At 62.1% G+C, this 23,019-nt stretch carries 22 protein-coding genes; 14 read left to right on the top strand and 8 right to left on the bottom strand.

Going from position 1 to position 23,019, the window contains the following annotated elements; translation table 11 throughout:
- Positions 1-57 precede the first annotated feature (57 nt).
- Positions 58-2,424: a 7TM diverse intracellular signaling domain-containing protein gene (locus tag ACMGG8_RS07945; RefSeq protein WP_414159416.1), complete on the bottom strand. Its 2,367-nt coding sequence runs from the start codon at positions 2,422-2,424 to the stop codon at positions 58-60.
- A gap of 292 nt (positions 2,425-2,716) precedes the next feature.
- On the opposite strand from ACMGG8_RS07945, the gene ACMGG8_RS07940 reads away from it, so the two are divergent.
- The 4 genes from ACMGG8_RS07940 to ACMGG8_RS07925 all read left to right on the top strand — a co-directional run bounded on the left by ACMGG8_RS07940 (position 2,717) and on the right by ACMGG8_RS07925 (position 6,233).
- Positions 2,717-3,514, top strand: coding sequence for a hydroxymethylpyrimidine/phosphomethylpyrimidine kinase (locus ACMGG8_RS07940; RefSeq protein WP_042941299.1), 798 nt, complete (start codon positions 2,717-2,719; stop codon positions 3,512-3,514).
- A gap of 18 nt (positions 3,515-3,532) precedes the next feature.
- A complete protein-coding gene (thiE, locus tag ACMGG8_RS07935) occupies positions 3,533-4,156 on the top strand; it encodes a thiamine phosphate synthase (protein ID WP_060841242.1) in 624 nt (207 codons plus the stop codon).
- A gap of 18 nt (positions 4,157-4,174) precedes the next feature.
- Positions 4,175-5,458: a glutamate-1-semialdehyde 2,1-aminomutase gene (gene hemL, locus ACMGG8_RS07930; protein ID WP_414159415.1), complete on the top strand. Its 1,284-nt coding sequence runs from the start codon at positions 4,175-4,177 to the stop codon at positions 5,456-5,458.
- Positions 5,459-5,678: 220 nt separating this feature from the next.
- On the top strand, positions 5,679-6,233 hold the full coding sequence (locus ACMGG8_RS07925; protein WP_414159414.1) for a tetratricopeptide repeat protein: 555 nt from the start codon (positions 5,679-5,681) through the stop codon (positions 6,231-6,233).
- Positions 6,234-6,310: 77 nt separating this feature from the next.
- Here the strand turns inward: ACMGG8_RS07925 and ACMGG8_RS07920 are convergent, their stop codons facing one another.
- The gene (locus tag ACMGG8_RS07920; RefSeq protein WP_007927079.1) at positions 6,311-6,637 is read right to left on the bottom strand and encodes a DUF1820 family protein; all 327 of its coding nucleotides are present in this window, start codon (positions 6,635-6,637) and stop codon (positions 6,311-6,313) included.
- A 134-nt stretch (positions 6,638-6,771) separates the two neighbouring features.
- Between ACMGG8_RS07920 and miaB the strand changes: the two genes are divergently transcribed.
- From miaB to lnt, 5 genes are all read left to right on the top strand, one after another.
- Positions 6,772-8,100, top strand: a complete 1,329-nt coding sequence (miaB, locus tag ACMGG8_RS07915; RefSeq protein ID WP_414159413.1) for a tRNA (N6-isopentenyl adenosine(37)-C2)-methylthiotransferase MiaB — start codon at positions 6,772-6,774, stop codon at positions 8,098-8,100.
- 183 nt (positions 8,101-8,283) lie between these two features.
- Complete coding sequence (locus tag ACMGG8_RS07910; protein WP_060841245.1) at positions 8,284-9,303, top strand: PhoH family protein; 1,020 nt, start codon at positions 8,284-8,286, stop codon at positions 9,301-9,303.
- Entirely contained in the window at positions 9,296-9,754 is a 459-nt protein-coding gene (gene ybeY / locus ACMGG8_RS07905; RefSeq protein WP_060841246.1) for an rRNA maturation RNase YbeY, read from the top strand. The genes ACMGG8_RS07910 and ybeY overlap by 8 nt, the downstream gene beginning before the upstream one ends.
- A gap of 42 nt (positions 9,755-9,796) precedes the next feature.
- Positions 9,797-10,636, top strand: a complete 840-nt coding sequence (locus tag ACMGG8_RS07900; protein ID WP_016965481.1) for an HlyC/CorC family transporter — start codon at positions 9,797-9,799, stop codon at positions 10,634-10,636.
- 184 nt (positions 10,637-10,820) lie between these two features.
- Positions 10,821-12,344, top strand: a complete 1,524-nt coding sequence (lnt, locus tag ACMGG8_RS07895) for an apolipoprotein N-acyltransferase (RefSeq protein ID WP_060842017.1) — start codon at positions 10,821-10,823, stop codon at positions 12,342-12,344.
- Positions 12,345-12,389: 45 nt separating this feature from the next.
- On the opposite strand, the gene ACMGG8_RS07890 is transcribed toward lnt, so the two are convergent.
- Together ACMGG8_RS07890 and ACMGG8_RS07885 are read right to left on the bottom strand one after the other, a co-directional pair.
- The gene (locus tag ACMGG8_RS07890) at positions 12,390-13,151 is read right to left on the bottom strand and encodes a YdcF family protein (RefSeq protein WP_060841247.1); all 762 of its coding nucleotides are present in this window, start codon (positions 13,149-13,151) and stop codon (positions 12,390-12,392) included.
- 124 nt (positions 13,152-13,275) lie between these two features.
- Positions 13,276-13,593: a hypothetical protein gene (locus ACMGG8_RS07885; RefSeq protein ID WP_060841248.1), complete on the bottom strand. Its 318-nt coding sequence runs from the start codon at positions 13,591-13,593 to the stop codon at positions 13,276-13,278.
- 261 nt (positions 13,594-13,854) lie between these two features.
- Between ACMGG8_RS07885 and leuS the strand changes: the two genes are divergently transcribed.
- The 5 genes from leuS to ACMGG8_RS07860 all read left to right on the top strand — a co-directional run bounded on the left by leuS (position 13,855) and on the right by ACMGG8_RS07860 (position 19,895).
- Positions 13,855-16,461 carry a leucine--tRNA ligase gene (gene leuS / locus ACMGG8_RS07880; RefSeq protein WP_060844720.1) on the top strand — a complete coding sequence of 869 codons (2,607 nt, stop codon included), beginning with the start codon at positions 13,855-13,857 and terminating at the stop codon, positions 16,459-16,461.
- A gap of 88 nt (positions 16,462-16,549) precedes the next feature.
- Positions 16,550-17,155 carry an LPS assembly lipoprotein LptE gene (gene lptE, locus ACMGG8_RS07875; protein WP_060844721.1) on the top strand — a complete coding sequence of 202 codons (606 nt, stop codon included), beginning with the start codon at positions 16,550-16,552 and terminating at the stop codon, positions 17,153-17,155.
- Positions 17,156-17,194: 39 nt separating this feature from the next.
- Positions 17,195-18,232, top strand: a complete 1,038-nt coding sequence (gene holA, locus ACMGG8_RS07870; RefSeq protein WP_060844722.1) for a DNA polymerase III subunit delta — start codon at positions 17,195-17,197, stop codon at positions 18,230-18,232.
- Between the two features lie 115 nt (positions 18,233-18,347).
- Positions 18,348-18,509, top strand: a complete 162-nt coding sequence (gene arfA, locus ACMGG8_RS07865; RefSeq protein WP_015637164.1) for an alternative ribosome rescue factor ArfA — start codon at positions 18,348-18,350, stop codon at positions 18,507-18,509.
- A 63-nt stretch (positions 18,510-18,572) separates the two neighbouring features.
- On the top strand, positions 18,573-19,895 hold the full coding sequence (locus ACMGG8_RS07860) for a lytic murein transglycosylase (protein WP_414159412.1): 1,323 nt from the start codon (positions 18,573-18,575) through the stop codon (positions 19,893-19,895).
- 39 nt (positions 19,896-19,934) lie between these two features.
- Here ACMGG8_RS07860 and ACMGG8_RS07855 read toward each other — a convergent pair whose 3' ends face one another.
- The 4 genes from ACMGG8_RS07855 to ACMGG8_RS07840 form a co-directional block, all read right to left on the bottom strand.
- A complete protein-coding gene (locus ACMGG8_RS07855) occupies positions 19,935-20,882 on the bottom strand; it encodes a S66 peptidase family protein (protein ID WP_108546167.1) in 948 nt (315 codons plus the stop codon).
- A gap of 164 nt (positions 20,883-21,046) precedes the next feature.
- Positions 21,047-22,069, bottom strand: coding sequence for a lipoyl synthase (gene lipA, locus ACMGG8_RS07850; RefSeq protein ID WP_414159411.1), 1,023 nt, complete (start codon positions 22,067-22,069; stop codon positions 21,047-21,049).
- 1 nt (position 22,070) lies between these two features.
- Positions 22,071-22,718, bottom strand: a complete 648-nt coding sequence (gene lipB, locus ACMGG8_RS07845; protein ID WP_414159410.1) for a lipoyl(octanoyl) transferase LipB — start codon at positions 22,716-22,718, stop codon at positions 22,071-22,073.
- Positions 22,718-22,993 carry a DUF493 domain-containing protein gene (locus ACMGG8_RS07840; RefSeq protein ID WP_011063665.1) on the bottom strand — a complete coding sequence of 92 codons (276 nt, stop codon included), beginning with the start codon at positions 22,991-22,993 and terminating at the stop codon, positions 22,718-22,720. Before ACMGG8_RS07840 ends, lipB begins: the two co-directional genes overlap by 1 nt.
- Positions 22,994-23,019 lie beyond the last annotated feature (26 nt).

The raw sequence follows: 23,019 nt of genomic DNA, 5'->3' as shown, positions 1-23,019 counted from the left end.
TGTGCCAAGGCCCCAAGTTAAGCACCGGCCCCACCCTGAACAAAGTGGCATACCCGCCTAAATGTCGGCGCTTTCGCCTTGTTCCACAGCGAGCACACGCTTGGACAGCAGCAGCTGCAAGGCCTCGAATTTCACCGGTTTGCCGAGACAATCGGCTCCCGCTGTGGCCGCGCCCCCTTCGGTGCCGGGAACACAGGCCAACAGGATAGGCAACTGGGCATAGCCGGGCATCGCCTGAGCCTGGAGGCGAAACGCCCCTAACTGCGCCGCGCTGATCTGGCCATCGATCAGCACCGCGCTGACCGGCTCGCGCCCCAACAGTTGCAGGGCATCGGTTGGGCTGCCGACCGTGCGGACCCGATAACCGAGCTTGAGCAACATACCCCGCAGCACCAGTTGGTCGACGTCATTGTCATCGATCAACAGCACGGTGCAGTCCTGGGGTGTCCGCCGCTGATGGGCGGCGGGCAGCCGGGCAATCGGCTCCTGCACCTCAAACTCCACCTGCAAACGGAAACAACTGCCCTGCCCTGGCGTGGATTCGTGGGTCAATTGCCCATCCAGCAGTTCCACCAACTGGCGGCAGATCGCCAGGCCGATGCCCAATCCGCCATATTCGCGGGTCATGGAACCATCGAGCTGGAAGAAGCGCTGATACAGCATCGCCTCGTCCAGATTGACGAAACCTATGCCGCTGTCGATCACCTCGAAACTCAAGCTGACCCTTTCGACCGAGACGGCACGGGTCACCACCCGCAAGACCACGCCGCCGGAATGCGTGAACTTGACGGCGTTATCCAGCAGGCACTCCAGGCAATGGCTGAGCTTGCAGCGATCCCCCTGCAGGCGATCGGGCAATCCCGCACTCAGATCGACCTGAAACGACAGGGACTTGGCCGCCGCACTGGCCGCGTACTGGGTTTGCAACGCGGTCAGCAGCGAACGCAAGCTGAAGGGCTGGCGCTGGGCGCTGAGCTTGCCGGCCTGCAGTTCGGTCAGCGTGAGGATGCCGTTGACCATGCGCATCATGTCTCGCGCCGAACCGGCGGCGGTCTGCTGGTACTGCGCAAGCTCCGGGTCCAGTTCCAGGGTCTGCATCAATTCCAGTGAACCGATGACACCGTTCATCGGCGTGCGCAGCTCATGGGTCAGGGTGGCCAGGAATTCATCCTTGAGCCGGTTGCTGTGGGCCAGTTGCTGGTTCAGCACCTCAAGCTTCTGCCCCGCCTCCAGCAGAGTCTGAGCCTGCTGCTCGCGCATCGCGTTGATCCGGTCGGCCAGGGCCAGGGACAGCAACGCCACCTCGATCGCCGAGCCGATCTGGCTGGCGTACATGGTCAGGAACACGTTGGGCAGGTAACCCAGCACCATCAAGGTGTTGATCACCCCACCGAACAGGAAAGCCGACCAGGCGATGATGAAATAGCGCGCCACCCGCAACCCGCGCCACCAGGCGACGATTCCCGCGACATAGATCACTACGGTGAACAGCAGCGCCAGGGTGGTAGCCAGGCGTAGGGCCAGGGCGTAACTGGTCATCAGCGACAGGGCCATGACCAGCGCACCAAAGCCCATCAGCGCCATCAATATGCGGTCAACCCAGGGACTGTGGCCGGCAGTCTGCAGGAAGCTGCGGGCGAACTGGCTGCCGAACAGCCCGGCCGAACCGATGAAGAAGGGCGTCGCGGCGTTGGCCCACCAAGGGCTGTTGGGCCAGAAGTACTCCACCGCAGCGCCGTTGACCGACAACTGATAGAGGCCGAAGGAGGCGATATAGAAGATGTAATAGAGGTAGCTGGTGTCGCGCACGCTGAGGTAGATGAACAGGTTGTACACCAGCATGCCCAGCAACACGCCGTAGATCAGGCCCAGTACGTAGAGACGCACGGGTTGGGCCTCAAGGTAGGCGGTATTGGACCACAGGCTCACCGGCGCCTGGATCGAGCCCTCGCTGGCCAGCCGCAGATAGATCGTCTTGTGCTCATGGGGAGCGAAATTCAGGTTGAACAGGTAGTTGTTCTGGCGGATCTGCCGACTGTCGAAGGGCAAGGCATCGCCGGTCCGCTCCGCCAGGCGATAGCCCCCGCTTTCGTCGGGGAGGTACAGATCCAGGTGATCCAGGGGCGGATAGGCCAGCTCCAGCAACCAGTTGCGCTGCGCCGTGGGGTTGCCGGGGCGGTAATCGAGGTCGATCTTCAGCCAGAACGCCGAACGTGAATAACCGGCATTGAGGGTGTCTTTATCGTGAGGCTTGAAGCGCTCGGCCAGTGGCCCCGATCTGACGTCGGCAATGGTCGCTTCACCCCCCGTGTCTTCAAGGACCTGCATCACTCGGCCCAAAGGAAGGCGCTGGGTGAACTCGTCGAACTCGGCGGCACCCACCAGCATCGGCAAGCTCAACAGCAACAGCAGCAAATAGCGCATTAAAGACCCAGCGTGGCTTGTCCGGTGATGTCAGGAAGTCCCCCCATTTCCCTTGAGCAGACGTATAACCGGCATGACCTGTTATTGGTTTGAATGCACTCTAGCATAGCCGCTGATGGCCAATGAACACCATTGTAAATTTTAGTCTAAAGGCTCTAGATCAAGCCTTTCAGCGCAATACCGCGAGCTAGAGCTGTTGCATCGGTCAAGACGTTCGCGCCCAGCGCGGCGACATTTTCCAGCAGACGCCAGGCGCCGCGAAAAAAAGCGATTGGTGGTAAGCTCGCCGCCCATGAATATCTACAGCTCTCGCCCCGTTGTCCTCTGTCTCTCCGGCCACGACCCCAGTGGTGGCGCCGGCTTGCAGGCAGATATCGAAGCCCTGCTGGCTCAGGGTTGTCACGCAGCTCCGGCTGTCACCGCCCTGACCGTGCAAGACACGGTCAATGTCAGCGATTTCCGCGTTCTGGATCGCGAGTGGGTACTGGCCCAGGCCAATGCCGTGCTCAACGACTCCACGGTCGCCGCGGTCAAGCTGGGCATGCTCGGCTCCCTGGAGATGGTCGACACCGTGGTCGAACTGCTCCAGGCGCACCCGCATCTGCCGCTGGTCTGCGATCCGGTGCTGCGCGCCGGCGGCGGTGGCCGGCTGGGCAAGGATGAAGTCGGCTACGCCATGCGCGAACGCCTGCTGCCCCTGGCCACCATTGCCACCCCTAACCTTCCTGAAGCTCGAATTCTTGCGGAACTGCCCGAAGGCAGCGCCGACCAATGCGCCGAAAAACTCCTGCCGTTCGTCAAGCACCTGCTGATCACCGGCGGCCATGGCGATGAACACGAAGTGCATAATCGCCTGTACAGCCGTGACGGCCTGCGCGAAACCTACACCTGCCAGCGTCTGCCGGGCAGCTATCACGGCTCCGGCTGCACCCTGGCCAGCGCCCTGGCCGGACGCCTGGCACAAGGCGAGCACCTGGCCAGCGCCGTGAAATCGGCCCTTGATTACACCTGGCGCACCCTGCGCGACGCCGAACAACTGGGTCGCGGCCAATTCGTCCCACGTCGCTTGCCGTTGGATTTCTGCTCGTAATGTCATGAGGCCCGCTCGATGAAACTACGTGGTCTGTACGCCATCACCGACAGCCAGCTGTTGGCCGGCAAGTTTCTGCAGTACGTGGAGGCGGCGCTCGAAGGCGGCGTCACCCTGTTGCAGTATCGCGACAAAAGCGACGATCAGGCCCGCCGCCTGCGGGAAGCCGAAACCCTGCTGACCCTGTGCGAGCGCTACAAGACCCGTTTGATCATCAACGATGACGCCGAACTGGCCGCGCGCATTGGTGCCGGCGTGCACCTGGGCCAGACCGACGGCCCACTGACGCCGGCCCGGGCCCTGCTGGGTCGCCAGGCGATCATCGGCTCCACCTGTCACGACCAATTGTCGCTGGCCGAGCAAGCCGCGCAGGAAGGCGCCAGTTATGTCGCCTTCGGCCGCTTTTTCAACTCCACCACCAAACCCGGCGCGCCCACGGCCAGCCTGGAGTTGCTGGATCAGGCCCGGGCCAGCCTGCACCTGCCGATCTGCGTGATCGGCGGCATCACCCTGGATAACGCAGCGCCGCTGGTACACCACGGCGCCGACCTGCTGGCAGTGGTCCACGGCCTGTTCGGCGCCGATAGCGCCGACGAAGTGACCCGTCGCGCCCGCGCCTTCAACGCCCTATTCAACAGCTGACTTTTTGAGAGCCCGCTCATGTCCCGTTCCGAAACCCTGTTCGCCAACGCCCAGAAACACATCCCCGGTGGCGTCAACTCGCCCGTTCGCGCCTTCAAGAGCGTGGGTGGCACCCCGCTGTTCTTCAAGCACGCAGAAGGCGCCTACGTCACCGACGAAGACGACAAGCGCTATGTCGACTATGTCGGTTCCTGGGGCCCGATGATCCTCGGCCACAGTCATCCGGACGTACTGGATGCGGTGCGCAAGCAGCTGGAACACGGCCTGTCCTACGGCGCACCGACCGCCATGGAAACCGAAATGGCCGATCTGGTGTGCTCCATCGTGCCGTCCATGGAAATGGTACGCATGGTCAGCTCCGGCACCGAAGCCACCATGAGCGCCATTCGCCTGGCCCGGGGCTTTACCGGCCGCGACAGCATCATCAAGTTCGAAGGTTGCTACCACGGCCACTCCGACAGCCTGCTGGTCAAGGCCGGTTCCGGCGCCCTGACCCAGGGCGTGCCAAGCTCCGCCGGGGTGCCTGCGGCCTTCGCCAAACACACCCTGACCTTGCCGTTCAACGACATTGCCGCCGTGGAAAAGATGCTCGCCGAAGTCGGCCAGGAAGTGGCCTGCATCATCGTCGAGCCGGTGGCCGGCAACATGAACTGCGTACCGCCGGCACCGGGCTTCCTCGAAGGCCTGCGCAGCCTCTGCGACCAGCACGGCGTGGTGCTGATTTTCGACGAAGTGATGACCGGCTTCCGCGTCGCCCTCGGTGGCGCCCAGGCCCATTACGGCGTGACACCGGACCTGTCGACCTTCGGCAAGATCATCGGCGGCGGCATGCCGGTGGGCTGCTTCGGCGGCAAACGCAAGATCATGGAGCACATCGCGCCCCTGGGCCCGGTCTACCAGGCCGGCACCCTGTCCGGTAACCCGCTGGCCATGGCCGCTGGCCTCACCACCTTGCGCCTGATCAGTCGCCCGGGCTTCCATGCCGAACTGAGCGACTACACCAGCCGTCTGCTTGAAGGTTTGCAACAACGCGCGGACGCCGCGGGCATTCCGTTCGTCACCACCCAGGCCGGCGGCATGTTTGGCCTGTACTTCAGCGGTGCCGATGACATCGTCACCTTCGACGACGTGATGGCCAGCGACGCCAACCTGTTCAAGCGCTTCTTCCACCTGATGCTGGAAGGCGGCGTGTACCTGGCGCCGAGTGCCTTCGAGGCCGGTTTCACCTCGATCGCCCACGGCGAAGCCGAGTTGCAACTGACCCTGGATGCCGCCGAACGCGCATTCGCCGCCTTGAAATAAGCACAGGCGGGCTGGCGTGGTAATCAACCGCGCCAGCGGGAGGCTTTACTCGGACTTTTCCCCGCCAAGGGGACAAATGCCCAGCAAGGCGACGGATATCGCGGCCACGCAGCAGAAAAACGAGTAAAGACTTTGTAAGGTTGGCCCCGCTTATTTCATAATGCGCGCTTATTGGACCCCTCGCTGGGTCCGCGCGCCCCTCAGAGGTAAGTCGATTCCCATGAACCGCACCGGCCGCGCCCTGACACTGGGCTGCCTGTTGCTCCTTCAGCCCCTGCTCGCGCACGCACAAGCAGGCGGCAACTCGTTGTTGATCCCAGCGATGGGTCGCTGCACCCTCGATCCCCAGGCACAGGAACAGGCCGAGGCGCTAGCGGCGTGCCAGAAAGCCGCCGACGAAGGCGACGCCGAGGCGCAATACGAGTTGGGTGAGTTCTACTACGAAGGCAGAGGCGCGCCGCGGGACCTCAATCAAGCCCTGAGCTATTTCGAAAAAGCCTCCTTGCAAGGCCACGCTCAGGCGCAATTCAAACTCGGCACCATGTTCTTCCACGGTGAGGGCGTGCCGGCCAACAATGTCCAGGCCTATATCGTGCTGAAGATGGCGGCAGTCAACGGTGCCGAAGACGCTCTGGACACCGCCGACGAAGTCGCCGAGCACATGCAGCGCGACGAGCTGGAAGTCGCGACCCAGGTGCTGGGACAGATTTTCCGCAAATACCTGATGGAACTGCAAAGCGCCGATGGGCGCTCGCCTTTTTCGCCATTGCCGTAAAGCCTCCATGCCCTTCGCTGGCAAGCCAGCGCCTACAGACACAAACCGGACCCTTGCGAAGAAGTGGCCAGCCAGGCTTATTTTTCGGGCATCGGCATCGGGAACGGCATGACGTTGCTCACGCCACGGGCTTCGCTGATTTTCGGCGTGCCCAGGCGCTCCACTTCGTCGATGCGCACGATCGAATGCATCGGCACAAAGCTGCGCACCACGCCTTCGAATTGCGCCTTGAGCTTCTCTTCGCTCGGATCGACGACCACTTGCGTGCGCTCGCCAAAGACGAACTCTTCCACTTCCAGGAAGCCCCACAGATCGCTCTGGTAGATCTGCTTGGCGTACATCTCGAACACCTGGCCCTGGTTGAGGAAAATCACCTTGTAGATTGGGGCTTCACGTTTGGTCATGGTGGGCGGGCAACACATCGGGGGATAAAAATAGGGCGCGAACTATAGCATAGCTACCCGATGCACAACGCTAGGAACCTGTGGGCATGGACCCTATAATGCGCGGTTCTTTGAATCACGTGAGACTGAGGTCCATGGCCAAGAAGCTTTACATCGAAACCCACGGTTGCCAGATGAACGAGTACGACAGCTCGCGCATGGTGGACCTCCTGGGTGAACATCAGGCCCTGGAAGTCACCGCACGTGCCGAAGACGCGGATGTCATCCTGCTCAATACCTGCTCCATTCGTGAGCGCGCCCAGGATCGGGTGTACTCCCAGCTGGGTCGCTGGCGCGAGCTGAAACTGGCCAATCCGGACATGGTGATTGCCGTCGGCGGCTGCGTGGCCAGTCAGGAAGGCGCGGCCATTCGCGATCGCGCGCCCTATGTGGACGTGGTCTTCGGTCCGCAGACCCTGCACCGCCTGCCGGAAATGATCGATGCCGCGCGCATCAGCAAGCTGCCGCAAGTGGACGTCTCGTTTCCGGAAATCGAAAAATTCGACCACCTGCCCGAGCCGCGCATCGACGGCCCCAGTGCCTATGTCTCGGTCATGGAAGGCTGCAGCAAGTACTGCACCTTCTGCGTCGTGCCCTACACCCGGGGCGAAGAGGTCAGCCGGCCGTTTGACGACGTGATTGCCGAAATCATCCACCTGGCGGAAAACGGCGTGCGCGAAGTCACCCTCCTGGGCCAGAACGTCAATGGCTACCGGGGCCAGACCCACGACGGACGCCTGGCCGACCTGGCCGAGCTGATCCGCGTAGTTGCCGCGGTGGACGGCATCGAGCGGATTCGCTACACCACTTCGCACCCTTTGGAGTTCTCCGACAGCCTGATCCAGGCCCACGCCGAAGTGCCGGAGCTGGTCAAGCACCTGCACCTGCCCGTGCAATCGGGCTCGGATCGGATTCTGGCGGCGATGAAGCGCAATCACACGGCCCTGGAGTACAAGTCCAAACTGCGCAAGCTGCGAGCGGCGGTACCGGGAATCTGCATCAGCTCGGACTTTATCGTCGGCTTTCCTGGCGAGACGGAAAAAGACTTCCAGCAGACCATGAAGTTGATCGAGGACGTCGGTTTCGACTTCTCCTACTCCTTCGTCTACAGCCAGCGCCCGGGTACTCCGGCCGCCGACCTGGCCGACGACACGCCGGAAGCACTGAAGAAGGAACGCCTGAACGCGCTGCAACACCGCCTGAACCAGCAAGGGTTTGAAATCAGCCGACAAATGGTCGGGTCGACCCAGCGCATCCTGGTGACCGACTACTCCAAGAAAGATCCGGGCGAATTGCAGGGCCGCACCGAGAACAACCGGATCGTCAACTTCCGTTGCGACGATCCCACACTGATCGGCCAATTCGCCGACGTGCATATCGACTCGGCGCAGCCCCACTCGCTGCGCGGCTCGCTGTTATCGTAAGAACTGGATTGTGTAGGCACCGGCTTGCCGGCGAAGGGGCCTTCAGGACCGCCTTCGCCGGCAAGCCGGCTCCTACGAAGAAAGCATCACCGGTCCACGCTCCGCATAAGAGCTTTCGCACCCAGGCCGCTGGCGTTATCCTTGAATTCATCTTAATTGCCGTTGGGCGGCTAAAAAACGACCTTGAACGCACCCATAGAACCTCATCGTTTCATCCTCGAGCCCTTCGAGGCTCGCCGCTTCGCCAATCTGTGCGGGCAATTCGACGAGCATTTGCGCTTGATCGAACAGCGCCTGACGATCCAGATCCGCAATCGCGGCAATCAGTTCGAACTGATCGGCGAACCCAAGCACACCACCTCCGCGGAAAATCTTCTGCGCCGTCTCTACCGGGAAACCAAGGGAACCGAGCTGTCGCCGGACCTGGTGCACCTGTTCCTTCAGGAGTCCGCTGTGGAAGAGCTGGATAACCCCTCGGTGGCTGACGCCGCCATCGCCCTGCGTACCAAGAAAGGCATGATTCGCCCACGCGGCTTGAATCAGCAGCGCTACGTCAAGGAGATCCTGGGCAACGACATCAACTTCGGCATCGGTCCGGCCGGCACCGGCAAGACCTACCTGGCCGTCGCTTGCGCGGTGGACGCCTTGGAGCGCGAGCAGGTGCGACGCATCCTGCTGGTGCGTCCGGCGGTGGAAGCCGGCGAGAAGCTCGGTTTCCTGCCCGGTGATCTGGCGCAAAAGATCGACCCTTACCTGCGCCCGCTGTATGACGCGCTGTATGAAATGCTCGGCTTCGAACAAGTGGCCAAGCTGATCGAGCGCCAGGTCATCGAGATCGCGCCCCTGGCCTACATGCGTGGCCGAACCCTGAACAACAGCTTCATCATCCTCGACGAAAGCCAGAACACCACCGTGGAACAAATGAAGATGTTCCTCACCCGGATCGGCTTCGGCTCCACCGCGGTGATCACCGGCGATATCACGCAGGTCGACCTGCCCAAGGGCACCAAGTCCGGCCTGGCCCAGGTGATCAACGTGCTCAAGGATGTGCCCGGCATCAGCTTCACCCACTTCATGCCCAAGGACGTGGTGCGCCACCCGCTGGTGCAACGCATCGTCGAAGCCTACGAGCGCTTCGAGTTGCGAGCCGACGACGAGACCGCCAAGGCTTCCGCCGACAGAGGCCAGCGCCACGATGCTTGAGCTTGATCTGCAGCGCGCCAGCCAGCAGCCGGCCCCCAGCGACGAACAGTTCCGCCAGTGGTGCGAACTGGCCCTGCGCCAGCGAACCGCCGACTCGGAAATGACCATCCGTCTGGTGGACGAAGCCGAAGGCCGCGAGCTGAACCACACCTGGCGTCACAAAGATTACGCCACCAATGTGCTGTCATTCCCTGCCGACGTGCCGGATGAGCTGCTGGATATCCCCTTGCTGGGGGATCTGGTGATCTGCGTTCCAGTGGTCGAACGCGAGGCCGCCGAACAAGGCAAGGAACTTCAGGCCCACTGGGCCCATCTGGTGATTCACGGCTGCTTGCATCTGTTGGGTTACGACCATATAGATGATGACGAAGCCGAAGAAATGGAAGCACTGGAACGAACGTTGCTTGCAGAACTGGGTCATCCCGACCCCTATGCAGACGACGAAAGCTGATCAACAACCCCCTGTAACAACCAAGGATTCAGAGCAATCGCTATGAGCGAAGATCGATCGAGCAACGGGCAAAAGTCATGGCTGGGCAAACTGACCCAGGCTTTTGCCCATGAGCCGAAAAACCGCCAGGAGCTGCTGGAGCTGCTGCGCGAAGCCCATCAGAACAAATTGCTGGACAGCGAAGCGCTGGCCATCGTCGAAGGCGCCATCCAGGTGGCTGACCTGCAAGTCCGGGACATCATGGTGCCGCGCTCGCAGATGATCAGCATCAAGGCGACCCAGACACCCCGGGAGTTCCTGCCCGCCGTCATCGACTCCGCGCACTCGCGCTACCCGGTGATCGGCGAAAGCCATGACGACGTGATGGGCGTCCTGCTGGCCAAGGACCTGCTGCCGCTGATCCTCAAGGAGAACGGCGACAGCTTCAATATCAAGGACCTGCTGCGCCCGGCGACCTTCGTCCCGGAGTCCAAGCGCCTGAACGTGCTGCTGCGCGAGTTCCGCGCCAATCACAACCACATGGCCATCGTCATCGACGAGTACGGCGGCGTGGCCGGCCTGGTGACCATCGAAGACGTGCTGGAACAGATCGTCGGCGACATCGAAGACGAGCATGACGTCGAGGAAGACAGCTACATCAAGCCCCTGCCCAGCGGCGACTTCCTGATCAAGGCGCTGACGCCGATCGAGAACTTCAACGAGTTCTTCGACAGCACCTTCTCCGATGACGAGTTCGATACCGTCGGCGGACTGGTCATGAGCGCCTTCGGCCACTTGCCAAAACGCAACGAAATCACTGAAATCGGCGCCTATCGCTTCCGCGTGCTCAATGCCGACAGCCGGCGGATTCATCTGCTGCGTCTGACTCCCGTCTCCCGCTAGGGGCCAGGGGCATCAGCTCTCCTGCACAACGAAACGTCGCCCCGAAACCGGAACCCGGGCTCGGGGCGACGGCTCTCGGGGACAGGCCGTTGAGCCGCACGGCGCGATGCCCATCTGAATCCAACCCACCCATCTCCTCGCGCCGTGCCCGGTGCGAAACAGGAAAGAGCTGATGAAACGCCTCTTGCAGCGCTCAACCCGACCCGGCTGGCCCGGCAACCTGCTGGCCGTGGCAGCCGGCGCCATCACCACCCTGGCGCTGGCGCCCTACAACATCTGGCCCCTGGCTTTGCTGGCGGTAGGGTTGTTCTATGCCGGCCTGCGAGAACTGACGCCACGCCAGGCCCTGGGCCGGGGCTGGTGCTTCGGCTTCGGCCTGTTCGGCGCCGGCACCAGCTGGATCTACGTCAGCATCCACACCTACGGCGGCGCATCGGCCTTGCTCGCCGGCCTGCTGATGCTGGCTTTCATCGCCGCCATTGCCTGGTTCTTTGCCCTGCCCGCCTGGCTCTGGGCCCGCTGGTTGCGGCGCAATGAAGCACCGCTGGCGGATGCTCTGGCGTTTGCTGCCCTGTGGCTGGGCCAGGAGGCGTTTCGCGGCTGGTTCCTCACCGGTTTCCCCTGGCTTTACTCCGGCTACAGCCAGCTCGACGGCCCCCTGGCCGGGCTCGCGCCAGTGGGCGGAATCTGGCTGATCTCCTTCTCCCTGGCCCTGACCGCCGCGCTGCTCTACAACCTGCCGCGCCTGATCAAGGCCGGGCGCAAAGGGTTCATTGTCGCCGGCCTGCTACTGCTGGCAGCTCCCTGGGTGATCGGCCTGGCGCTCAAAGGCCATGCCTGGACCAGCCCGTCGGGAGACCCCATGTCGGTAGCGGCCATCCAGGGCAACATCGAACAAAGCATGAAATGGGACCCCGCCCAGCTCAATGCCCAACTGGCCCTGTACCGCGACATGAGTTTCAGCAGCAAGCGGGTGGACCTGCTGGTCTGGCCGGAAACCGCGGTTCCGGTGCTCAAGGAATCCGCCGAAGGCTACCTGACGATGATGGGCAACTTTGCCGCCGACCGTCATTCCGCACTGATTACCGGGGTTCCGGTGCGCCAGTTGGTGCACCATGAAAAACGCTACTTCAACGGCATTACCGTGACCGGCGAAGGCGACGGCACCTACCTGAAACAAAAACTGGTGCCCTTCGGCGAGTACGTTCCCCTGCAGGAAGTGCTGCGCGGCCTGATCGACTTCTTCAACCTGCCGATGTCGGACTTTGCCCGTGGCCCGGCGGACCAGCCGTTGCTGCAGGCCAAGGGCTATCAGATTGCCCCCTTCATCTGCTACGAAGTGGTCTATCCCGAGTTCGCCGCCGGTCTTTCGGCCCGCAGCGACCTGCTGCTGACCATCAGCAACGACACCTGGTTCGGCACCTCCATCGGCCCCCTGCAGCATCTGCAGATGGCACAGATGCGCGCCCTGGAGGCAGGACGCTGGATGATCCGCGCCACCAACAACGGCGTCACCGGGCTGATCGACCCGTTCGGCAAGATCACCGTGCAGATTCCACAGTTCGAGCGCGGCATCCTGTATGGCGAAGTGGTGCCCATGCACAATCTGACGCCTTATCTGAAGTGGCGCTCGTGGCCGCTGGTGGTGCTCTGCACCCTGCTGTTCGGCTGGGCCCTGTTGGCCAGTCGCATTGCCAAGACCGTTTGAAGCCCTTCCCCGGCCAGCCGGCTCCTGCGGGAGCCGGCGCGCCACTCAGCGATAGAAGACTCGGTAACCGAGTTGTCCCACCGCCTCGTTAAGCAACTGGCCGCTCTGCCAGATCGACTTGAACTCTGGCATCCAGCCGCCCAGCGGACGGGCGTTGTCCACCCCGAGAAAGCCCACCGGGGCCGGCACCACGTCAAACCCCGCGTGCTCGAAACTCCAGACGGCGCGAGGCATGTGCCAGGCCTGGGTCACCACCACCACGCGCCTGATGCCCAAGGGTTGCAAGACTTCGGCGCTGAATTGCGCGTTCTCCCAGGTGGTGCGACTGCGACCTTCCTGCCAGCGCACCGTCACTCCAAAGTCATTGAGCAAGGACTCGGCCATCAGCGCCGCTTCGGTGGGCGGCGTGCCGTAATGCAAGCCACCACTGGTCAGCAACGGCAACCCGGATGCCTTGGCCAAACGCGCAGCGTAGCGCTCACGCTCCAGCCCCACGCCGGTGGGCTGATCAGAACCCCAGGCCGGATCGCCGCGCTCGCGGCCTGAGCCCAGGACCACAATCGCATCCGCCTGCTGGGCCAGGCTCGCCCACTCCCCCTGAGGCAAAGGAGGCAACTGCTCCAACCCGCGCGCGCCCCACTCCACCATCACCGGCAAGCTCATCAGCCAGAAACCGCCCAAACCCAGAACAAAGCAGCATCGCGCCAGCCGCGGACGGGAGTGACGCAGGCACCAGGCAAACAGGAGCAGCAGCAAAAGAATGCCGGGGGGCAACAGCAACTGCTTGATGAAATAACGAAAAGGCATCGGGCATCTCCAAAAGATGCCCGAAGCCTAAAGGTCAAAGCCCTGCTGCAACAACCAGCGCCGAGTACTTTTGCTCATGAACGCCTCGGCAACGACCTCATGGGCCCCAAACGCAGTCCGGAGACTACTTGCACTGATGCGATCGGACTTTCACCGATTCCTTGACGGGCGCCTGATCCTTCAACCAAATGATCTTGGCTGAACGGGGCATTTCCTGCTGCCGATCACCCGGCATGCTGATCTGCATTTCACGCTGGCTACGAGCCAGATAGGCCCGGATCAATTCGAACTCAGCACTGCTCAAGCCCCGCAGTTCCAACTCGACAGGCCGCTCATCACGCAGTCGATCCGCAGTCTTCAGTGCATCCAGGGCCAGAGCCAGTCGATTCAGCAGCCTTTCATACACCTCTGGTTCTGTTACTTTTCGCTGCGATTCAAGCATCCGTTCACCTCATCGAAGAATAAGACTCACTCCCCTTTTTGAGCTTAGTCGGACGACCGAAAGCGTTGCGCCGCTGCGACCAACGGCCCGGCCGAGCAATCAAGGTTTCCCTCGGCAGAGTGCGGTCATGTATGCTACGGCGCTTCCTGTAACTCCACTTCCAGCTCCATCGGGCACTGAAAATCGCCGTATTTGGCGTCATCGCTCCCCGTGGTTGCATTGAAGAGGATTAGGCCACCCCTATTCAGTACAAAAGTAGCCATGCACGAACACTATCAGCCCCGTGAAATCGAAGCCGCCGCCCAGTCGTTCTGGGACGAGCAAAAGTCCTTTGAAGTCAGTGAACAGCCAGGCAAGGAAACCTACTATTGCCTATCGATGTTCCCTTACCCCAGCGGCAAGCTACACATGGGGCACGTGCGCAACTACACCATTGGCGACGTGATCTCCCGCTACCAGCGCATGCAAGGCAAGAACGTCCTGCAACCCATGGGTTGGGATGCCTTCGGCATGCCGGCGGAAAACGCCGCGATGAAGAACAACGTGGCTCCCGCCAAGTGGACCTACGAAAACATCGCCTACATGAAGACCCAGCTGCGCAGCCTGGGCCTGGCGGTGGACTGGTCCCGCGAGGTCACTACCTGCAAGCCGGACTACTACCGCTGGGAACAGTGGCTGTTCACCCGCCTGTTCGAAAAAGGCGTGATCTATCGCAAGAACGGCACCGTGAACTGGGACCCGGTCGACCAGACCGTCCTGGCCAACGAGCAAGTGATCGACGGCCGCGGCTGGCGTTCCGGCGCGCTGATCGAGAAGCGCGAAATCCCGATGTACTACTTCAAGATCACCGCCTATGCCGATGAGCTGCTGGAGAGTCTCGACGAACTGACGGGCTGGCCCGAGCAGGTCAAGACCATGCAACGCAACTGGATCGGCAAGTCCCGCGGCATGGAAGTGCAGTTCCCCTACGATCAGGCATCGATCGGCGAAACCGGCACCCTGAAGGTGTTCACCACCCGTCCGGATACCCTGATGGGCGCGACCTATGTCGCCGTCGCCGCCGAGCACCCGCTGGCAACCCTGGCCGCACGCAACAACCCCGAGTTGCAGGCGTTCATCGCCGAATGCAAAGGCGGCAGCGTCGCCGAAGCGGACATGGCGACCCAGGAGAAAAAAGGCCTGGCCACCTCGCTGTTCGTCGAACACCCGCTGACCGGCGAAAAGCTCCCGGTGTGGGTGGCCAACTACGTGCTGATGCACTACGGCGATGGCGCGGTCATGGCTGTCCCGGCTCACGACGAGCGCGATTTCGAATTCGCCAGCAAGTACAACCTGCCGATCAAGGCCGTGGTACGCACCAGCGCCGGCGATGAAACCCCTGCGCCATGGCAGGACGCTTACGGCGAGCACGGCGAACTGATCAACTCCGGCGAATTCGACGGCCTGGATTTCCCTGGCGCGTTCGACGCTATCGAAGCGGCCCTGCTGAAGAAAAACCTCGGTCAATCACGCACCCAGTTCCGCCTGCGGGACTGGGGCATCAGCCGCCAGCGCTACTGGGGCTGCCCGATCCCGATCATCCATTGCGACAGCTGCGGCGACGTTCCGGTCCCGGAAAACCAGCTGCCGGTGGTGCTGCCGGAAGACGTGGTACCCGATGGTGCCGGTTCGCCTTTGGCCCGCATGCCCGAGTTCTACGAGTGCAACTGCCCGAAATGCGGCCAGCCTGCCAAGCGTGAAACCGACACCATGGACACCTTCGTCGAGTCCTCGTGGTACTACGCGCGCTACGCCTCGCCACATTATGAAAGCGGCTTGGTGGACCCGGCGGCGGCCAACCACTGGTTGCCGGTGGATCAGTACATCGGCGGCATCGAACACGCCATCCTGCACCTGCTTTACGCACGTTTCTTCCACAAATTGATGCGTGACGAAGGCCTGGTGAGCTCCAACGAGCCGTTCAAGAACCTGCTGACCCAGGGCATGGTGATTGCCGAAACCTACTATCGCCGTGAGGCCAATGGCGCCTACACCTGGTACAACCCGGCGGACGTTGAGCTGGAGCGCGACAGCAAGGCCAAGATCATCGGGGCCAAACTGATCAGCGACGGCCTGCCGGTGGAAATCGGCGGCACCGAGAAGATGGCCAAGTCGAAGAACAATGGCGTTGATCCGCAGTCGATGATCGAGCAATACGGTGCCGATACCTGCCGCCTGTTCATGATGTTCGCGTCGCCGCCCGAGCTGAGCCTGGAATGGTCCGACTCGGGTGTCGAAGGTGCGCACCGCTTCCTCAAGCGCGTCTGGCGCCTGGCCCAGGCCCATGTCAGCCAAGGGCTGCCGCAGGCACTGGATATCGCCACCCTGAGCGACGAACAGAAAGCCATTCGCCGCGCCATCCACCTGGCCATCAAGCAGGCCAGCCAGGATGTCGGCCAGCACCACAAATTCAACACCGCCATCGCCCAGGTGATGACCTTGATGAACGTCCTGGAAAAAGCCCCGCAAGGCAGCAACCAGGACCGTGCCCTGTTGCAGGAAGGCCTGCAGACCGTAGCCCTGCTGCTGGCTCCGATCACTCCGCACATCAGTCACGAACTGTGGAAGCAGCTGGGTCAGGAAGGCGCCATCATCGATGCCGGCTGGCCGGTTCTGGACGAAAGCGCCCTGGTTCAAGACAGCCTGCAACTGGTCATCCAGGTCAACGGCAAATTGCGTGGCCAGATCGAAATGCCGGCCAGCGCCAGCCGTGAAGAAGTCGAAGCCGCGGCTCGCAGCAACGAGAACGTGCTGCGCTTCACCGAAGGCCTGACCATCCGCAAGGTCATCGTGGTGCCGGGCAAACTGGTCAATATCGTCGCCAGCTAATTGGATCAGGCGCCCGGTCCGGGATCGGGCGCCGAACAAAACCTCCAGGGCCACAAGGTGGCCCATATGGTTTCAAGGGGAGCAATACATGATCAAACGTAACCTGCTGGTGATGGGTCTGGCCGTGCTGCTGAGCGCCTGTGGCTTCCAGTTGCGCGGAACGGGAACCCATGAGCTGACCATCAAGGAACTCGACCTGAGCGCCCGGGATGCCTACGGCCCCACCGTGAAAATGCTCCAGCAACAACTGGAAAGCAGCGGTGTACGGGTCCATGCCGGCGCGCCTTACAAGCTGGTGCTGCTGAGCGAGGAAAACTCCCAGCGCACCCTCAGTTACACCGGCGGTGGCAGCTCGGCCGAATACGAGATCGGCACCACGCTCAGGTACGAAATCCTGACGCACGACAACCTGCATCTGCTCGACGACAAGCTGGAAGTACAGAAGGTCTTCGTGCATGACGGCAACAACATCACCGGCTCCGATCAGGAATCGTCTGAAACACGCAAGGAAATGCGCCGCGACCTGATCCAGCGCATGCTGATCCGTCTGCAGTTGCTGACCCCGGACCAGCTTGCTCAACTGCAAGCCACAGCCGAAGCCAAAGCCAAGGCCGAAGCCCAGGCGCTGGAAGCTGCACGCAAGGCTGAGGCGGAAACTCCGCAGCAGTCCCCCCTGGAACTGCCGAACCAGTAAGCCGTGTGGGGCGCTCACGCGCCCCATTGGCCCCCGCCTATGAAACTCGCACCCGCCCAACTCGGCAAACACCTGCAAGGTCCTCTCGCGCCGGTCTATGTGATCAGCGGCGATGATCCCCTGCTCTGCCAGGAAGCCGCCGACGCCATCCGCTCTGCCGTACGCCAGCAGGGATTCGACGAGCGCCAGGTATTCAGTGCCGATGCCAGCTTTGACTGGGGCACCCTGCTGCAAGCCGGGGCCAGCATGTCGCTGTTTGCGGAAAAACGCCTGCTGGAACTGCGCCTGCCCTCGGGCAAGCCAGGAGACAAGGGCGCCGCAGCGCTGATCGAGTACTGTTCGCGTCCGGCCGAGGACACAGTGCTGCTGATCAGCCTGCCCAAGCTCGACGGCAGCGCACAGAAGACCAAGTGGGGCAAGGCCTTGGTGGAAGGTGCCCAGACCCAGTTCGTACAGATCTGGCCGGTGGACGCCAACCAGCTTCCACAGTGGATTCGTCAGCGACTGTCCCAAGCCGGGCTGTCCGCCAGCCAGGACGCGGTGGAGCTGATCGCCGCGCGGGTCGAGGGCAACCTGCTGGCCGCGGCCCAGGAAATCGAAAAACTCAAGCTGATGGCTGAAGGTGGACAGATCACCGTCGAAACGGTCCAGGCCGCAGTGGCCGACAGTGCGCGTTTCGATGTGTTCGGGCTGGTGGATGCCATTCTCAACGGTGAAGCCGCCCACGCCCTGCGCATGCTGGAAGGGTTGCGCGGTGAAGGCGTCGAACCTCCCGTGATTCTCTGGGCCCTGTCCCGAGAACTGCGGCTGTTGGCCAACCTGGCCCTGCAATTCAGCCAGGGCGTGCCATTGGACAAGGTGTTCAGTCAGGCCCGCCCTCCGGTCTGGGACAAACGCAAGCCGCTGATGAGCAAGGCGCTGCAACGTTACTCTGCACAGCGCTGGGGGCAGTTGCTGCTGGATGCCCAGCGTATCGATGCGCAGATCAAGGGGCAGGCCAGCGGTTCGCCCTGGAGCAGCCTGAGCCGCCTGTCGCTGCTGATGGCCGGCCAACGCCTGGCCCTGCCGGCCGAGTAAGCACGCCGCTCATCTCACGACTGGCATCTTCCTGCTGCAGAGTGCTGGACAGCCGCTCCACTCTGGCCGATGATTCGCGCCGCAGCCTCTCTCTACAAACCGCGAGTACAAAACGATGAGCAAACCATCCAAGCATGGCCCCAACAAGGCCAAATCCATTGTCGCCCAGCCACTGTTCCGCAGCCGTCAGGAACGCCCGGCCAAGGGCAAAGGCAGCTACCGCCGCGAAGCCTTCCAGTCTAAAAGCTGGGAGGCTTCTTACTTTCTGGCCGCCTGAAGCCCTGAACCCCGTCGGCATGATAAGGTCTGCACCTGATAGTTATTCTCTCTGGACCTGTGCATGCCCTTTTGTCTTTCCCGTCGTTGGCACATGCGCCAACTGATCGCTGCCTCCAGCCTCGTTCTGCTCGTCGCCTGCGCGGAACAACCTACCGCCGCCGACGCCCAGCCGCTGCCCACCCTCCAGGCAGCCCCCCTCGCCGCACCCGCTACTGTCGCACCACTGACCGCCGACAATCTGGACATCCAGCCCGCACAGACCTTCGATGAATGGCTGAACGCATTCCGTACCGAAGCCCTGAACGCCGGCATTCGCGCCGACATCTTCGACCGAGCCTTCGCCGGTGTCACACCGGACATGAGTGTCATCAAGGCTGACCGCAGCCAGCCGGAGTTCACCCGCCCGGTCTGGGAATACCTGGATGGAGCCCTGTCTCCGGTCAGGGTACGCAAGGGCCAGGCCCTGCTGCTCCAGTACAGCGACATCCTGCAGCGGATCGAACAGCGCTATGGCGTGGATCGCCAGGCATTGGTGGCGGTCTGGGGCATGGAGAGCAATTTCGGCGACTTCCAGGGCAACAAGTCGGTGATCCGCTCCCTGGCCACCCTGGCTTATGAAGGACGCCGCCCGGCCTTCGCCAACAGCCAGTTGATTGCCGCCTTGCAGATCATCCAGCACGGCGACATCCAGCCAGAGAAGATGCTCGGCTCGTGGGCCGGCGCCATGGGCCAGACCCAGTTCATTCCCACCACCTACAACACCCACGCCGTGGACTTCGACGGCGACGGTCGCCGGGATATCTGGAACAGCCCGGCCGACGCTCTGGCCTCCACAGCCCATTACCTGCAGAGCTCAGGCTGGCAAAAAGGCCAGCCCTGGGGCGTTGAGGTCCAGCTCAAGAGCAGTTTCGACTACGCCCTGGCCGACGCCTCCACCCGCAAGACCGTGGCCGAGTGGCTGAGCCTGGGCATGACAACGAGCAACGGCAAGGCCCTGCCATATGGCTCCGAGCAATTGTCCGCTTCGTTGCTGTTGCCTGCGGGTTACCGAGGGCCGGCGTTCCTGATTCTGGATAACTTCCGGGCAGTGCTGAAATACAACAACTCATCGTCCTACGCCCTGGCAGTCAATCTGCTGTCCGAGCGGTTTGGCGGCGCTGGTCAGATCAACGGCAGTTGGCCCAAGGACGATCTTCCCCTGAGCCGCTCCGAACGCATCGAATTGCAGACCCTGCTCAGCACCCACCAATATGACGCCGGCAACCCCGACGGCATCATCGGTGCCAATACCCGCAAGGCCATTCGCAGTGCCCAGCAGGCACTGGGCTGGCCCGCAGATGGCTACCCAACCCACAAGCTGCTGGAAAGCCTGCGCAGCCGCTAGACACGCGTGTGCGAAGGAGCTGGCTCCTTCGCCAGCGCCTTACCTGAACACCACGTCCTGAGCCAGGGTCAACTCCCTGGCCCCTGCATCCAGCTTGACCAGTGCCCCCACCGGCAAGGTCAGGTTCGGATCGCAGTGACCGCTGCGCCATCCCGCCAGCACCGGAATCTGCAAGGGCTCGAAGACCTGCTTGAGCAACGCGCACAACGCGGTGAAATCCACACCCGCCACATCCCCGACCAGGACCCCGCGCACCCCCTCCAGCTTGCCGGCCAGACGCAAGTGATTGAGCAGGCGGTCGATGCGGTACAGCGGCTCGTTGACGTCTTCGATAAACAGAATGACGCCGCCGGTATTGATTTCGTAAGGCGTACCCAAGGTACTGGCAATCAGTGACAGGTTGCCGCCCACCAGCGGCCCTTGGGCGATACCCGGCTCCACCGTGGTCAAGGGAAAGGCTACCGGATGGGGCAGCAGGCTGCCGCTCTTGACCTGCCCTCTGAGCATATTGAAAAACGACGCCTCGGTTGGCGCCTGCTTGCCGCCCAGCAGGTCGGCATTGAGCATCGGCCCGTGAAAGCTGACAAAGCCCGCATAACGATTGATCGCCAGGTGCAAGGCGGTGATGTCGCTGTAACCGACAAATGGCTTGGGATGGCGTCGCAGCAACTCGAAGTCGATCTTGTCCAGCAGGCGCGGACTGCCATAGCCCCCGCGCAAACACACAATGGCGTCGATTTCGCTATCGGCAAAAGCCCCGTGCAAGTCATCGAGACGGACCTGATCACTGCCTGCCAGGTAACCATCCTGTTGACCTACGCCAGGGAAGATCCGCAGCGTATAGCCCCTGGAACGCATCCATTGGCAGGCTTTTTCGGTATCCAGAGCTGCAGGACCGGCGGGGGCGATAAGGCCAATGACACCTTCCGCCGCCAATGCCGGCACCGGCAGATGAGCGTGAAGAGCAGCAGTGGGTTGGATGGGCATGCAGATTCTCCCTGTGTGAATTCACCCCAGCACAGTAGCCATGAATGCCACCAAACAGAAGAGGGGAAATCACCCACGGAGAATACAAGGGAGGCGCAGCGCAGAAGGCGTACCAAACAGCGGCAAAGCTGCCCGCAAGGCCAGGGCCTTGCGGGCGGGCTACATCAGGAAACCAGGCCTTCTTTGGCCAGCTTCGCTTGTTCGTCGGCGTGATACGAGGAACGTACCAGCGGGCCGGAAGCGACGTTCTTGAAGCCCATCTTGTAACCTTCCTCGGCGAACCAGGCGAAGGTGTCCGGGTGCACGAAGCGTTGAACCGGCAGGTGGTTGCGCGACGGTTGCAGGTACTGGCCGAGGGTCAGCATATCGATGTCGTGCTCACGCATGCGCTTCATGACTTCGATGACTTCGTCGTCGGTTTCGCCCAGGCCTAGCATCAGGCCGGACTTGGTCGGTACATGGGGTACCCGTTGCTTGAACTTCTGCAGCAGGGTCAGCGACCACTGGTAGTCCGAGCCCGGACGCGCTGCCTTGTACAAGCGCGGCACGGTTTCCAGGTTGTGGTTGAACACATCCGGCGGCGTGGCGGCGGTAATTTCCAGGGCGACGTCCATGCGACCGCGGTAGTCGGGAACCAGGGTTTCCAGCTGAACGTTCGGCGACAGTTTGCGAATCTCGCGAATGCAGTCGGCAAAGTGCTGGGCACCACCGTCACGCAGGTCATCACGGTCCACCGAGGTGATCACCACGTACTTCAGGCGCAGGTCGGCGATGGCCACCGCCAGGTTCATCGGCTCATCGACATCCAGAGGCTTCGGACGGCCATGGCCAACGTCACAGAACGGGCAGCGACGGGTGCAGATGTCACCCATGATCATGAAGGTCGCGGTACCGCCGGAGAAACATTCGCCCAGGTTCGGGCAGGACGCCTCTTCGCAGACGCTGTGCAGCTTGTGCTTGCGCAGCAGTTGCTTGATCCGGTCGACTTCCGGCGAGACTGGAATGCGTACACGAATCCAGTCCGGCTTCTTCGGCAACTCGGTGGTCGGAATGATCTTCACCGGAATGCGCGCGACCTTTTCCGCACCGCGCAATTTGACGCCGGTTTCAACTTTCGGACGGGCCGCCCGCTCGGAAACATCCAGCGTCGGGATCAGGGTTTCAACAGCGTCTTGCGCAGTAGTCATATCAGTCGATTCCGCCCGTTAGGGTCGTCTGCTCAGCATAGTCGAGGTGTTTGACGAGCTGCGCACGCAGCCGGGCACTTACCTCGGCAAATTCAATCGGCCCTGCATGGTCGCTCAGTTGGGTCATCGCCAACCCGGCATAACCACAGGGGTTAATCCGTCGAAACGGCTGCAAATCCATGTCCACGTTCAAGGCCAGACCGTGAAAGGAGCATCCGTGCCGGATCCGCAGGCCCAGCGAGGCAATTTTCGCCCCGTCGACGTAGACCCCCGGTGCATCGGGCTTGGCCGCCGCCGGCACGCTATAGCTGGCCAGCAACTCCACCAGGCATTGCTCCATGCGACTGACCAGATCACGCACACCGAATCCCAGCCTGCGCACATCCAGCAGCAAGTAGGCCACCAACTGGCCCGGACCGTGATAAGTCACCTGTCCGCCGCGATCGGCCTGCACCACCGGAATATCTCCCGGCAGCAACAGATGCTCGGCCTTGCCCGCCTGGCCCTGGGTAAACACCGGAGGATGCTGCACCAGCCAGACTTCGTCTGCCGCGCTGGTGCCGCGTTCATTGGTAAAGCGCTGCATGGCCTGCCAGACCGGTTCGTAGGCCATCAGGCCAAGCTCACGAAAGCCCAGCGTTTGCGGCATCACAGCACCATGTGGACGACACCGGTAGCACGCAGGGCACTATTGATATCACGCAGTTGGTCTTCGCCGGTGGCGGTGATGTGCAGCTGTACCGTGGTGTACTTGCCGTTGCTGCTTTGACGCTCGGCCAGGGACTTGATGTCCAGCTTGGCGTACTTGGCAAGGATCTCGATCACGGTGTCCTTGAAGCCGACAACCGTGTCACCGATCACCTTGATCGGGTAGTCATCGACGGGAAATTCAATCTTGTGCGACTTAACGTCTGTGTCTGTCATGGCAGTAACGGCCTCGTAAGCCGTGG

The organism is Pseudomonas sp. BNK-45 (assembly GCF_047456255.1).
GTDB lineage: Bacteria > Pseudomonadota > Gammaproteobacteria > Pseudomonadales > Pseudomonadaceae > Aquipseudomonas.
Note: the sequence above shows the minus strand (reverse complement) of the source record. Positions and strands in the feature narration are given on the sequence as shown.